This window comes from Orenia metallireducens, assembly GCF_003001995.1.
In the GTDB taxonomy this organism is placed as follows: Bacteria; Bacillota; Halanaerobiia; order Halobacteroidales; family Halobacteroidaceae; genus Orenia; species Orenia metallireducens_B.
The window spans coordinates 200,062-213,902 of record NZ_PVNB01000004.1 but is presented as its reverse complement, the minus strand read 5'-3'; the positions used below and the strand labels follow the sequence as shown (position 1 = coordinate 213,902).

Genomic DNA, 13,841 nt, shown 5'->3' with positions numbered 1-13,841 from the left:
ATCTTTAAGCTAGTAGCTAATAGCCAATAGCTAGCGACTAATTTATTTATCCTTCATTTTCGGATCTAAAGCATCTCTTAATCCATCACCAAATATATTAAATGCCAATACTGTAATCATAATTGCAGCTCCTGGAAACATCATCATCCTTGGATAGCTTCTTAAATATTCTTTACCAGTACTTAACATTAATCCCCAACTTGGAGTCGGTGGCTGAGCACCTAAACCTAAGAAGCTCAATCCTGCCTCAGCTAAAATCGCACTAGCTACACCCAAAGTTACTGTAACAATAATTGGTGCTAAGGTATTTGGAATAACATGCTTAAAGATTATTCTAAAGTCATTAGCACCTAAAGACTTAGCTGCCTCGACATACTCTTCTTCCTTTAAAGCCATAACTTGTCCTCTAACGATACGAGCCAGACCTGGCCAACTGATTAATCCTAAAGCCACGAATATCTTTTCGATACCTGGATCTTGAAAGACTGCCATAATGGCAATAGCAAATAACATAAAGGGAAAAGCTAAGAACACATTAATTAAATAAGAAATAATATCATCTACCAATCCACTATAATAGCCAGCCAATGCTCCTAAGACAATTCCAATTACTATAGCAATTGCTTGAGTAATAAATCCAACAGTCAAGGAAATCTGGGCACCATAAATAATTCTACTAAAAATATCACGACCTAATTTATCTGTTCCAAAAGGATGCTCTAAGCTTGGACCTTGCATCGATAATTCTATCTTTCCTTCCTCCATTACTGGAGAGAAGTAAGGGTCATAGGGAGCAATCCAACGAGCAAATACCGCTACTAATATCAAAGCTATTGTCACATATAAACCGACCATAGCTATTTTATTCTTTTTCAATCTTCTCCATGCATCACGCCATGGACTATGAACTTCTTCACTAGAAGCCTTTATATTATCCTTAATCTCTACTTGCGCTTCCATGAGTTCAACCTCCTTTTTCTACTTCATACCAATACAGTCCCTGCTTGATATTGGGACTGTACATAACTTATATAAGTTATTTGATAACTTAAAAACAACTGACTATCTCATCTAATTCTAACCCCTTAAAATTTGCAATATATTAATCGAATCTAATTCTAGGATCTAATACACCATAGCTTAAGTCAACCAACAAATTAACCACGATAAAGATAGCTGCTAAGAATAATACTGTACCTTGAATTAAAGGAAAATCCCTCTTCATAACAGCATCTACAGCCATTCTACCTACACCTGGCCATGAGAATACCCTTTCAGTAATAACAGTACCACCTAATAAATATCCTAGTTGAGTCCCAATAACGGTAATAACAGGAATCAAGGCATTTCTCAAGCCATGCTTGATAACTACTACCTTTTCAGTTAGACCTTTTGCTCTAGCTGTCTTGATGTAATCTTTACCGATAACCTCTAACATACTAGAACGGGTCATTCTGGCAATCCGAGCAGCTTGTCTACTTCCTAAGGCAAAAGCCGGTAAGATTAGATGTTGCCAGCTTCCATAACCCCCTACTGGTAGTAAGTCCATATTCAGTGCTACTACCCAAATTAAGATCAGCCCTAACCAATAAACGGGCATTGAGACTCCAACCATAGCTAAGGTCATAAATAAATAATCCCAAATAGAATATGGCTTAACAGCCGATATAATTCCCGCACTCACTCCTAAGATAATTGAAATAACCATAGCCCCTAAAGCTAACTGGGCTGTAGCTGGAAAACGTTCTGCTATCATCTCTGCTACTGGTCTTTTGGCTGTAAATGATTTGCCTAAGTCACCTTTGAAAAGCCTTCCAATAAAACTAATATACTGCATATACAAGGGATCATTTAGCCCCATCTCTTCTCTAATCATTTCAATAGTATCTGGATCAGCATGCTGTCCCATCGCTATTCTTACAGGATCTCCTGGAACAAAAACAAAGTTAAGTAGGAAGACTATTGTTGCAAGTCCAATTAAAATCGGAATGGACATCAAACTCTTCCGTAAAATATAGGTTAGCATCTTTTTTTACCACCTCTCTACTAAATAACATGTCTTTAATAAATTAATTACAATATAGAATAAAATCAGATTCTTACCTTACAATGAAAAAAATGTAATATTGGAGTTTTTAAAAATCTCTCTTTAACTCCATCTACATTTTATTAATTGATTGTATTTAAATTTTTGATTTGAATATAGATAAATTATGAAATTATAGCTAGAATCACTTAAATAAAAGATTAATCACCATAGATTCTTTATCTACCATAACAATTACCTTAGCAGGATAAGTATATACTCGAGTCATTACATACTTAATTAAGTAACCCCATAAAACAAAAAAAGACTCCACCCCCCTCACAATAAGGACACATGTATCATTATATAACTACAACAATATAATTATATATTTTTTTTAATTCTTTGTCAAATCATCAAAATTAGCTGAAGAACAAAATTAAGATTAAGTAAATTTATATCTTAAATTTACTTAATCTTAATATAGATACTTATATTTAGAATACACCTTAGTAACTTTAGCTATATAACTTCTCGTCTCTGCAAAGGGAATCTTATCACTACCCTGCCAGCTACCATCCCATTTATTCTCCTTTAGCCATCTATCTACATTTCCTTCTCCCCCATTATAAGCAGCCAATACCACCAACATATTATCATCAAACTTCTTCTTTAATTGAGCCAAATACCAAGCTCCATATCTAATATTTATTTCAGGATTATATAAGTCATCTTCACAGAAGCTACTATCATTTATCATAGTGGCAATCCAAGTGCCCGTAGCAGGCATAATCTGCATCAACCCTCTAGCCCCTTTATTAGAGGTGGCCTCAGGCTTAAATTTACTCTCAACATAGATAATTGCCATTATAATATAAGGGTCTAAATAATATTTACTGGCCTCATTTAAAATTATCTCTTCATGTTTAAGGGGATATACAATCTTTAAAATAGCTTTGTGATTGATAAAAAATAAACTGAAAATACATATAATTAAAAGAACTAAAAAGACTCGCTTTAATCTGATTATCAAAATTAACACTCCTAAAAATTAAGTATTAGCTTGAGCTTAAGAGCTTTATTTAAACTCAGACAGGCTCTAACTTATCTTTTGCCATACTCTCATTACTTCAGCCTTCAACTCTTCTTCTGTACCATTATTACTGATAATCCTATCAGCATATCTTTTCTTCTCCTCTAAAGGCATTTGAGAGTTGATTTTGGAAATTGCTTTTTGATAATCTATCTTATCTCTATCCATTAATCTCTGAACCTGTACATTTTGGTCCACATATACTAACCAAATCTCATCAAAAAGATCTATCATATCTGCTTCTATCAATAATGGTACATCTACTATTAGTATATCATTCTCTTGGCTAAGTTGCTCCATCTCTTCTTCTATCTTAGCAATAATAATAGGGTGGGTAATCTCATCTAGCCTTGCTTTGGCCTTAGAATTATTGAAGATAATCTCTCCTAGCTTCTTTCTATCTATAGTATTATTATCAAGTAGTATCTTTTCACCAAACTCTTCAACTACCCTCTGCCATAACTTCTTTTCAGGTTTCATCAAAGAATGGGCAATCTTATCAGCATCTATTATTAGAGCACCTAACTCTTTTAAATACTTAGAGACAGTGCTTTTACCGCTTGCTATTCCTCCAGTTAAACCTACCTTCAATTTTATCACCCCTCTTTAATTAAAAGTACCAGTAATCAGTATCAATTAAAGGTAACCCTAAATACTGATACTGATACTAAATAATTATCATTAAAAAAATCAAAATAGTTTAGATAACCCCAATAAGATTAAAATAATTCCTGGCAACAGCCTTATCTTATCACCTAATACTGTAGATTGAATCTGCTTTCCTAAATAAATTCCAGCAGTTAATAATATGAAATTAAATGAACTGACTGAAATAGCAGTTACAAAGGAATCATATCCTGTCATTGCTGCTGCAAATCCAGCACCAAAAGCATCTAAAGCTAAAGCTATCCCAAGAAATAAGGCTTCTCTATTATTAATAGCCCCAGAATAGTCAAAGTCAGCCTTAACAGGCTCCTTTAAAATATTAATAATTAAGCCAAGAGAATCAATCTTAAAGGTAAATATCTCCTTTGGATTATCTTCATTATTATCTTTATTGTCATTTGTATGTAAAAATTCTACGATCGATTGGTATAATAACCAGATTCCAATAAAAATTAGTAAAATACCACCTATCTTCTCAGCACCACTTGAAGAAAGAAAGCTGGCTAATAATCTTCCCAAGGTCATAGATGCTAAAACTGTCATTCCTGAAGCAAGACTGATAATAAGTATCGGTAAAAGACCAATCTTTATCTTCTTCAACCCATAGGTAATCCCTACAATAAACCCATCAAGACTAACTGCCAAGGCCAAGATAAATATAGCAAGTAAGTCCATAATACCCCTCCTTCCATCATATTTAATACCTATAACCAAAATATGATGAAAGGAGCACTACTGTGATTAAATTGCATCTTCCCACAGTAGATAATATTCTTCTAATTGACTTTTAATCATCTCATACTCTTCATGTAGCTCAGTTAATTTCTCAGTATCTGTACAGATTTCTTCTAAATTAAATTGCTCTTCTAATTCCTCTAATCTATTCTCCATCTCCATAATCTCAGCTTCAAGTTTATCTAAATCAATGGACTTTTCTTGCTTCCTCTTATTATTGTGTCTTTTTCTCTCTTGAATTATTTTCTTTTGAGCTTCTTTTTCTTCTAGATACTTTAAATATTCTCTGCGATAATAGGAATAATTACCTAAGTAATCTATTAAGCTCTGACCTTGTAGAGCAAAGACCTTATCAACTAACTTATCTAAGAAGTATCTATCATGGGAGATAAGAAGAATTGTGGCTGGATAATCCTTTAAAGCATCCTCTAATATCTCTTTAGACTCTATATCAAGATGATTTGTAGGCTCATCTAATAATAATAGATTAAAGTCTTGGACCGATAGTTTAGCTAAGGCTAACCTTCCCTTCTCTCCACCACTTAAAGTCCCTACCTTCTTAAAGACATCATCACCTTTAAATAAGAACCTTGCCAAAACATCTCGAGCTTTACTTGTAGTCATATCTTTAACCTTCATCATCTCTTCAATTAGATTATATTCCTGGCTTAACTCCTCATGCTCCTGGGAGAAATAACCTACCTTAACCTTAGTGCCAAATTTAATCTGACCTGAGTCTTTACTTATCTTATTTAAGAGAATTTTAAATAATGTCGATTTCCCACTACCATTAGCTCCCACCAATGCTATCTTTTCACCACGATAGATTTTAAAGTTAACATCTTTAAAGATTAATGTATCTTCATAAGATTTACTTATATCTTCCCCTGCTAACACCTCTTGTCCACTGACAGTCTCTGATTTAAATTCAATCTTGGCTCTATCAAAGGTAGGTGGTTTAGGAATCATCTCCAATCTATCAAGCTGTTTCTGCCTTCCTCTAGCCTGTTTAGACTTAACTCCAGCCTTATACTTTCTGATAAAGGCTTCAGTCTTCTCTATCTTCTCTTGCTGCTTCTCATATTCTCTCTGCCAAGTCAACAAGCGTTGTGGCTTCTCTTTTTGATAGAAGGAGTAATTACCTTTATATTTCTCTAATCGTCCCTTCTCTAACTCCCAAATCCGATTGACTACCTTATCTAAAAAGTAACGGTCATGGGAAATAATTACTATAGCCCCAGGATAACTATTTAGATAGTCTTCTAACCACTCTTTAGACTCCAAATCTAAATGGTTGGTAGGCTCGTCCAACAACAATAGCTCTGGTTCTTGTAATAATAGCTTCGCCAAGGCTGCTCTAGTCTTCTGCCCACCACTAAAATCACTCATACTATTATCAAACTGATCATCTCTAAAGCCTAAGCCTTTTAATACACCCTTTATTCGACTCTCAATCTGATAGCCACCACTCTGCTCATACTCTTCACGAAGGTGACTATAGCGGTTCATTATCTTCTCTAAATCATCACCACTACTCTGGCTCATCTCAACTTCCAAAGCCCGTAATCTATCTTCTAAAGCAAAGATATCCTCAAAGACTGTTAACATCTCAGAGTAAAGCTCTTGAGATAAATCTAATCCAAAGTTTTGGGCCAAATAGCCAATCTCTAAATCATTACTAGTTAGGATTTCTCCTTCATCTAGATGCTCTAAACCTGCCAAAATCTTAATTAGAGTAGATTTTCCAGTACCGTTGACTCCAATTAGACCAATTCTATCATTCTTTTCAATCTGTATTGATATATCCTCAAAGATAACCTTTTCAGGATAATACTTACTTCCTTCTTTTAATTGCAATAAACCCATCTTAAATTACTCCTCCTGCTTCTGACAAGCTGGACAGAAATATGTTCCCCGTCCTCCTACCTTTATTTTTTCTATCTTGGTACCACATTCACTGCATTCTTCCCCTTCTTTATCATAAATCATCAGATAGTTCTGATGACTACCTGATTCCCCACTGGCATCTACATAATCCCACTTAGTAGTCCCTCGATGTTCAACTCCATCACTTAACACCTTCACAATAGCATGATAGAGCCTTTCAATCTCATCATCCTGTAAGGTATCAGCAGTTCGTAAAGGATGTATCTTGGAGAGAAATAATGCTTCATCTACATAGATATTACCTAGACCTGCTAAGAATCTCTGATTTAGAAGTAGAGGCTTCATCTTTCCCTTCCGTTTAGCTATCATCTCTTTTAATCTCTCTAAGGTAAATTCATCACTTAACGGCTCAGGACCTAGCTTGGTTAAGCTTCCTGCATCCTTTAAATCATCAACTAAATAGATACGAGTAAACTTCCGTTTACTACCCAACCTCAGCTCATCTTCCCCCTTGAATTTAAAAAAGATACAATCATATTTACTTACTTTACTATCCTTTTGAGTATAGAAGAAATAACCTGTCATCCTTAAGTGTCCCACAAGATAATAACTATTATCTAACTCAATAATGATATACTTTCCTCTTCTTCTTACATTCTCAATCTTAGCTCCAATTAACTTGTTCTCAAACTCCTTTGCATCAACATTAGCAATTAACTCATCACGCTTGACTTCTACAGCTATAATCTCTTTATCTATCACCCTTGGATATAAGGTATCTACTACTGTCTGTACTTCTGGTAGTTCAGGCATATTTAAACCTCCTAATAATAAATTTACAGTTTTCAATATATAGCGTACAATTAAAAGAATAATTTTAAATAATGGATTAACAATCTTAAGTTATATTATTACACTTTAGGCTCTTTATTATTTGAAATTAACTTTAATTGTAAATTATCAATTGTTCATTGTAAATTATAATTAATTATATCACACTTTAATTTTTATTATCAAAACTTTGCTCTATTATCTCCCATAACTGAGGGGATTTCTTCTTCAAAGAGATTGGTTTGAAGTCACTATTGACAAAAGGATGAATAGTACTTCCAGTAGCCAATAACTTATCATCCTCTGAACGGAATATTTCATATTCAAAGGTAATCTTAGCTCGACGTAAATCCTTAATCTTAGTAACCAGTTTGACTAAGTCATCATAGCGAGCTGGATAATGATAATTACAATGGGATTCTAAAACTGGTAATAAGACTCCTTTCTCCTCTAAATCTCTATAGCTAAGCCCCTCTGCTCGTAAAAATTCTGTTCTAGCTACCTCAAACCAACGTAAGTAATTGGCATAATAGACTACTCCCATCTTATCGGTCTCCTCATAAGTAACTCTAATCTCATGGCTATATTCCTTCATCTATATCACCCCTTTATTTACAAAGGTCTTTAATCAGAGCTCTGATTAAAGACCTTATGTTATTCTTCCCAGCTATCTAAAATACTCTTTATCTCCGAATCCCACTCCATAGAAACCTCTTCATAATTATGATAGTTCTCTGGCTCAGCCACAGTCTTAGTATGACAAATAGTACATTGAATACTTACATTATCATTGTTCTCACCCAATAAATCATGCAAAGTATCTTTATCACAGATTGGACAATAATATAAGCTTTCTTCCATAGAATCTACCCCTTTCTAACTCTAGTTTAACTAAAATTACAAAGGATTATGAGAATAATTATTTTCCAAATATAGTGTGAGTGTCAGTGTGGGTGTGAGTAACTCAGGACCATTAATTTCTATACTTTGACCTTAACTCACACTAACTCCTCACACTCATCACTTCTTACGACCCACTTATCGCTAACTTTTTAACCTTAAAGGTCGGTGAGCCAAAGGAACCGACCATTGGATTGAACTTCAAGTCATCACCTAACTCTTCAATATCTTTGAGGAAATCAATTAGATTTCCAGCAATAGTAACCTCGCTGACTGCTTGCTTGATCTCACCATTCTCTATCCATTGCCCTGTAGCCCCTACAGAGAAGTCACCAGAGATAGTATTAGATCCACTAAAGAGACCGATAACCTTATGTACATAGAATCCATTCTCTACTCCACCGATAATATCTACTGGCTTTTCTTCCCCTGCTGCCAAATAGAAGTTACTTGGTGCTACATTAGGAATTCCTCGATAAGAACGTTGGGCATTACCAGTAGACTCTACCTTATCTTTATTGGCTGTATAAATATCATATAGGTAATTCTTTAAGACACCATCTTCAATGATATTAGTGGGGGCACATGGCACACCTTCATCATCAAAGGGGGCAGTTGCCAATCCTGCCTCTAAGGTTCCATCATCAATAATGTTTACCTTGTTAGCAGCGACAACTTCGTTTAACTTATCTACAAAGAGAGAACGACCTTTCTGTACTGCTTCTGCTGTTAAGGCACTGGCTAAGAGATACAAAAACATACTACCAACTTCAGGGGTAAAGATAACAGGTGCTTCTTGAGAGTTGACCTGCTTACCACCTAATAGCTTAATAGCATTTTCAGCAGCCTCTTCTCCTGTCTGAACTGGTGCTACATCATCTAAGCTACGCCCATAGCTTAAAGCTGAAGCGGTCTGCTTCTCTTCACCTTCACTTGCCATTACATAAAGATAGGCATAGCAGGTATTACTCTTGTAGCTTTGATTCAGTCCTTTAGAGTTGGCAATAGTAATCTCTGAAATATTATCTCCATAGCCAGCACTAATCACACTCTCTATCTTATCACTATACTCTAAAGCAGCTTTCTCCATCTTTAAGATTAAATCTATCTTATCCTCAACACTGCTTTCTGAGAATTGAGGATTATAGATATCAAGTTCTTTATAATCATAATCACCATTAGCTAAGGTACGGTGTTCATCCTCTACTGCTATCTTGGCATTGGCAATTGCTTCTTTAATCACCTTCTCTATCACTCCATCATTGAAGTTAGTAGTGTAGGCAAATCCCATCTTACCCTCAACAAAGACTCTAATTCCTAATCCTTTAGAATGGGCCGATTCTAGACTCTCTACCTCACCCTCGTAGACCTCAATACTATTATCTTCAGATATTTCATAATAAAACTCTACATCCTCTGCACCAAACTCTTGGGCTTTATCGATTAAATCAGTTAAATTTAATTTAGACATGATTAGCTCTCACCCCTCTCTGTACCACCAACGGTAATCTCTTCAACTAATAATGTCGGTTGCCCAACAGCAGCTGGAATACTCTGACCAGCTTTCCCACACATTCCTGGAGCCAACTCTAAATCATCACCTATCATCACAATTTTGTTGAGTACATCTATTCCTCTACCAATCAGGCTTGCTCCCTTGACTGGTTCAGCAAGCTTACCATTCTTAATCAAATAACCCTCTGCTACGGTAAAGATAAACTCTCCTGTAGCAGTCTCTACTTGACCACCACTTAACTTCTTAGCATATAGCCCATTATCTACAGCAGCTATAATCTCCTCTGGCTTAGACTCACCCTTTTCTATAAAGGTATTTGTCATCCGTGGAATAGGGATAGATTGATAGGACTCTCTGCGTCCACTTCCTGTTGAAACTCTGCCTTCCTTGCGAGCAGCTTTCAAGTCATACATATAATCCTGTAAGATTCCATCCTTAATCAATACATTTCTTTGAACCTGATGTCCTTCATCATCGACCCCATAAGAACCCCAAGCATTCAGTACCGTTCCATCATCAACAGCTGTCACCAACTTGGAAGCAACCTGCTCTCCTACCTTACCTGCAAAGACTGAAGAGTTCTTCTGAATGGCATCTGCTTCCATCCCATGTCCACAGGCCTCATGGAATAAGACTCCACCAAAGCCATTATTAATGACAACAGGAATCTTTCCAGAGGGAGCAGGGTCAGCCTTTAACATAGTAACTGCTTGTCGAGCTGCTTCCCTACCAATTTCCTCTGGAGGATACTTATCAAATAGTTCAAAACCCATATGTAATCCAGGACCTTCACTTCCAGTCTGCATACTCTTGCCATCACTAGCAACAGCTCTAACCATCATCCTAGTATGTATTCTCTCATCCTCTACATATAATCCTTCCGAGTTAGCTATCATCACCTTTTGAGTTGTATCAAAGTAGCTAACCATAACCTGTCTAATACTATCATCATAATCTAAAGCTGCCTTATTTGCTCTCTCCATGATTGCAGCCTTCTTAGCCTTCTCAATCTCCTCTGGTCTAACCTTAATTGGATGGATTAGATTGACTGTACCTTTAGTCAAATCCATTACCGATGCCTTACTACTACCTCGACTAGCAGCACCAGCAACCTTGGCTACCTGCAATAATGATTCCTTTGTCAAATCATCGGTATAAGCATAAGAAACCTTATCTCCTGTTAAAACTCTCACACCTACTCCCAAATCATAACCTGTCTTTACCCGCTCAATTCTAGAATTTTCTAAGGTCATTGCATTACTAATTGAATCTTCAAAATAGATCTCAGCAAAGTCTCCTCCACCCTCTAAAGCAACCTGTAAAATCTGTTTGATTAATTTATCTGATAACATAAATTACACCTCACTTCTTTTTTAGTTGACAGTTTACTGTTGACGGTTGACAGTTACAAGGCTAAAACCTTATTCATGGTCTAATAATTTTCAACGGTTTTGAACTTAACTGTACACTGTCAACTGTCCACTGCTTTACTCCATATTATTCCAGCTATCTCCAACCTTGACATCAACCTCTAATTTGACATCTAGTTGAACAGCCTCTTCCATCTTCTCTTTGACTAGCTTTTGTACCATCTCTAATTCATCTTCAGGAACTTCTAATACCAGCTCATCATGTACCTGTAATAGTACTTTCGCATTCAACTTCTCTTCTTTCAAAGCATTGGCTACATCGATAGTTGCAATCTTCATAATATCAGCAGCGCTACCTTGAATTGGAGTATTAATTGCCATCCGTTTAGCAAACTCTCGCTTATGATAATTCTTACTATTAATATCTGAGAGATATCTCTTTCGATTAAAGACAGTAGTTACATAACCTTCCTCTTTTGCCTGTTTGATTGTATTATCCATATACTCTTTAACCTTAGGATAACGACTAAAGTAGAGTTCAATGAACTCTTGAGCTTCCTTATTACCGATATTTAATCTTTTAGCTAATCCCCAGTCACTGATTCCATAGGCAATCCCGAAGTTAACAGCTTTTGCTTTACGTCGCTCATTACTAGTTACTTCCTCTAAAGGAATATCAAAGATTTCACTAGCAGTTTTGGTATGTATATCTAAGCCATGCTGATAGGCTTCTTTCAAACCTTCATCATCAGAGATATGTGCCAAGACTCTCAATTCGATCTGTGAATAATCAGCAGCTACCAACTTCTTACCCTCTTCTGCTACAAATACATCTCTAATCTCTCGCCCCTCTTCACTTCTAATTGGAATGTTCTGTAGGTTAGGATCAGCACTACTTAATCTACCTGTAGCAGTTACTCGTTGATTAAAGGTAGTATGGATTCTTCCAGTCTCCTCATTAATATACTCCTCTAACGGCTCAACATAAGTAGACTGTAATTTAGTATATGTACGATATTGAGAGATTAGTGGTATAATCTCATGCTTACCCTCTAGCTTCTCTAAGACACTAGCACTAGTAGAGTATCCCGTTTTTGTCTTCTTAATCACTGGTAAGCCTAAGTTCTCAAATAAGATTACCCCCAATTGCTTAGGAGAGTTGATATTAAAGGTTTCACCTGCTAGCTCATAAATCTGCTCTTCTATATTAGCTATCTTCTCTTTAAATTTAACATTTAACTCTTCTAATCCCTCTTTACTTACTTTGATACCATTTAGCTCTAATTCAGCTAAGACATTCAGTAATGGTAACTCTACCTCTTGGTATAGTCTTAAGAGATCATTTTCTTCTAATTTAGTAATGAGTTCCTCTTCTAGATCAAATAATAATTTGGTCTTTAATATCAATAGTTCTTTATCATCAGACTCTGGTAAAGCACGCTGCAGATGTCCCTGTACCAGTTCTGCAAAACTCTTCTCTTGCTCACTGGGCTTTAAAAGATAATCTGCCAGTAATGGCTCAAAGGCTAAAGTATCTACCGCAATACCATGTTGTAATAAATATCTAATCTGCTCTTTTCCCTCTAGCATCAATAGCTCTTTACCTGCTATAATTTCTCTTAACCCTTCTAATAATTCATTCTCATCTAAATCTATGTAATAATTCTGATCGTCAAAGGAGATTGCTATATGCTCTAGCTCTCTAGTCAACTTCTCTCCACTTAGCTCTAAATTAATAGCTAACTTTTCTCCCACTTCTAACCTCTTAAAGTCTTCTATGGAATCTATCTCTTCATAACTGAAGTCCTTGACCTCTTTATGCCCACCGATATAAGAAATTAAGCTAGTAAATTCTAAGTCATTAAATAATTGATAAGCCTCTTCATTATTAAAATCAGAAATCTTTAAGCTTTCAAAATCTATATCTATTGGTACATCTAATTTAATAGTAGCCAATTCCTTACTCATTCTTGCTCTATCTGCTTGCTCTTCTAAGGTAGCTTTTCTCTTCTTACCACCTACCTTATCTATATTCTCTAGAAGCTTCTCTAAAGTACCGAACTCCTTTAATAATTTGGTTGAGGTCTTATCACCGATTCCATCAACACCAGGAATATTATCAGAGCTATCACCCATTAATCCTTTCTTGTCAATTAACTGGATTGGCTCCAACTCATAATCCTCTCTAAACTTCTCTAGAGTATAATCAACGATATCGGTAATCCCTCGGCGAGTGTACATCACTCTAATATTATCACTAATTAGCTGTAAAGCATCTCTATCTCCAGTTACAATAGTAACCTGATAACCTTCTGCTTCTGCCCTTTTAGCTAAAGTACCGATTAAATCATCAGCTTCATACTCCTCCATCCCAAAGAAAGGTATCTGTAATGCTTCCAAGACATCCTTTACTAGCTTAAACTGGGGTCTTAACTCATCAGGAGTCTTCTCCCTAGTTCCTTTATAATCTTCATAAGCCTGATGTCTAAAAGTCTTCTTTCCCACATCAAAGGCCACCCCAATAGAATCAGGAGCTTCATTATCAATTAAAGTCAATAGCATCTTAGTAAAACCAAATACTGCATTGGTAATAGTTCCATCAGATTTGGTCAAAGTCGTTGGTAATGCATAAAAAGCACGATAGGTCAAACTATTTCCATCTAATAAGTATAATTCTTTCTGTGACACAATTACTTCCTCCTTTATTTAAAGTGTGTGTGATTAGCGAGAGTATGAGTAATAGCTTTAAAACATTATTTTATCTGCTTTTAACTCTACTCAGACTCATTCTTCACACCAACACTAGATATACCTCTT

Annotated in this window: 13 protein-coding genes; all 13 read right to left on the bottom strand. The window is 35.7% G+C overall.

Translation table 11 applies throughout. From position 1 onward, the window contains the following. Window positions 1-42: 42 nt before the first annotated feature. The 13 genes from BX659_RS04630 to polA all read right to left on the bottom strand — a co-directional run bounded on the left by BX659_RS04630 (window position 43) and on the right by polA (window position 13,712). On the bottom strand, window positions 43-960 hold the full coding sequence (locus tag BX659_RS04630) for an ABC transporter permease (protein ID WP_097017618.1): 918 nt from the start codon (window positions 958-960) through the stop codon (window positions 43-45). A 142-nt stretch (window positions 961-1,102) separates the two neighbouring features. Next, window positions 1,103-2,026: an ABC transporter permease gene (locus tag BX659_RS04625; RefSeq protein WP_097017617.1), complete on the bottom strand. Its 924-nt coding sequence runs from the start codon at window positions 2,024-2,026 to the stop codon at window positions 1,103-1,105. Between the two features lie 205 nt (window positions 2,027-2,231). After that, the gene (locus BX659_RS19375; RefSeq protein ID WP_258176105.1) at window positions 2,232-2,360 is read right to left on the bottom strand and encodes a hypothetical protein; all 129 of its coding nucleotides are present in this window, start codon (window positions 2,358-2,360) and stop codon (window positions 2,232-2,234) included. A 144-nt stretch (window positions 2,361-2,504) separates the two neighbouring features. Next, on the bottom strand, window positions 2,505-3,059 hold the full coding sequence (locus tag BX659_RS04620) for a lytic transglycosylase domain-containing protein (protein ID WP_097017616.1): 555 nt from the start codon (window positions 3,057-3,059) through the stop codon (window positions 2,505-2,507). Between the two features lie 66 nt (window positions 3,060-3,125). Beyond that, window positions 3,126-3,710 (bottom strand): dephospho-CoA kinase, encoded by a 585-nt coding sequence (gene coaE, locus BX659_RS04615; RefSeq protein ID WP_097017615.1) that lies wholly within the window; start codon window positions 3,708-3,710, stop codon window positions 3,126-3,128. A 99-nt stretch (window positions 3,711-3,809) separates the two neighbouring features. Beyond that, window positions 3,810-4,460 (bottom strand): sporulation membrane protein YtaF, encoded by a 651-nt coding sequence (gene ytaF / locus BX659_RS04610; RefSeq protein WP_097017614.1) that lies wholly within the window; start codon window positions 4,458-4,460, stop codon window positions 3,810-3,812. 66 nt (window positions 4,461-4,526) lie between these two features. Then, window positions 4,527-6,386, bottom strand: a complete 1,860-nt coding sequence (locus tag BX659_RS04605; RefSeq protein WP_097017613.1) for an ABC-F family ATP-binding cassette domain-containing protein — start codon at window positions 6,384-6,386, stop codon at window positions 4,527-4,529. A 6-nt stretch (window positions 6,387-6,392) separates the two neighbouring features. Next, window positions 6,393-7,220, bottom strand: a complete 828-nt coding sequence (mutM, locus tag BX659_RS04600; protein WP_097017612.1) for a DNA-formamidopyrimidine glycosylase — start codon at window positions 7,218-7,220, stop codon at window positions 6,393-6,395. Between the two features lie 187 nt (window positions 7,221-7,407). Next, window positions 7,408-7,833 (bottom strand): acyl-CoA thioesterase, encoded by a 426-nt coding sequence (locus BX659_RS04595; protein WP_097017611.1) that lies wholly within the window; start codon window positions 7,831-7,833, stop codon window positions 7,408-7,410. A gap of 59 nt (window positions 7,834-7,892) precedes the next feature. Continuing rightward, complete coding sequence (locus BX659_RS04590) at window positions 7,893-8,099, bottom strand: hypothetical protein (protein ID WP_097017610.1); 207 nt, start codon at window positions 8,097-8,099, stop codon at window positions 7,893-7,895. 166 nt (window positions 8,100-8,265) lie between these two features. After that, complete coding sequence (locus BX659_RS04585; protein WP_097017609.1) at window positions 8,266-9,609, bottom strand: TldD/PmbA family protein; 1,344 nt, start codon at window positions 9,607-9,609, stop codon at window positions 8,266-8,268. 2 nt (window positions 9,610-9,611) lie between these two features. Beyond that, window positions 9,612-11,006 carry a TldD/PmbA family protein gene (locus BX659_RS04580; RefSeq protein WP_097017608.1) on the bottom strand — a complete coding sequence of 465 codons (1,395 nt, stop codon included), beginning with the start codon at window positions 11,004-11,006 and terminating at the stop codon, window positions 9,612-9,614. Window positions 11,007-11,141: 135 nt separating this feature from the next. Then, entirely contained in the window at window positions 11,142-13,712 is a 2,571-nt protein-coding gene (polA, locus tag BX659_RS04575; RefSeq protein ID WP_097017607.1) for a DNA polymerase I, read from the bottom strand. Between the last annotated feature and the right edge of the window lie 129 nt (window positions 13,713-13,841).

Excerpts from the sequence above, each read along its gene's own strand:
- BX659_RS04630 (WP_097017618.1), bottom strand. The coding sequence starts at position 960 with ATGGAAGCGCAAGTAGAGATTAAGGATAATATAAAGGCTTCTAGTGAA.
- BX659_RS04625 (WP_097017617.1), bottom strand. The coding sequence starts at position 2,026 with ATGCTAACCTATATTTTACGGAAGAGTTTGATGTCCATTCCGATTTTA.
- ytaF (WP_097017614.1), bottom strand. The coding sequence starts at position 4,460 with ATGGACTTACTTGCTATATTTATCTTGGCCTTGGCAGTTAGTCTTGAT.
- BX659_RS04605 (WP_097017613.1), bottom strand. The coding sequence starts at position 6,386 with ATGGGTTTATTGCAATTAAAAGAAGGAAGTAAGTATTATCCTGAAAAG.
- mutM (WP_097017612.1), bottom strand. The coding sequence starts at position 7,220 with ATGCCTGAACTACCAGAAGTACAGACAGTAGTAGATACCTTATATCCA.
- BX659_RS04595 (WP_097017611.1), bottom strand. The coding sequence starts at position 7,833 with ATGAAGGAATATAGCCATGAGATTAGAGTTACTTATGAGGAGACCGAT.
- BX659_RS04590 (WP_097017610.1), bottom strand. The coding sequence starts at position 8,099 with ATGGAAGAAAGCTTATATTATTGTCCAATCTGTGATAAAGATACTTTG.
- BX659_RS04585 (WP_097017609.1), bottom strand. The coding sequence starts at position 9,609 with ATGTCTAAATTAAATTTAACTGATTTAATCGATAAAGCCCAAGAGTTT.
- BX659_RS04580 (WP_097017608.1), bottom strand. The coding sequence starts at position 11,006 with ATGTTATCAGATAAATTAATCAAACAGATTTTACAGGTTGCTTTAGAG.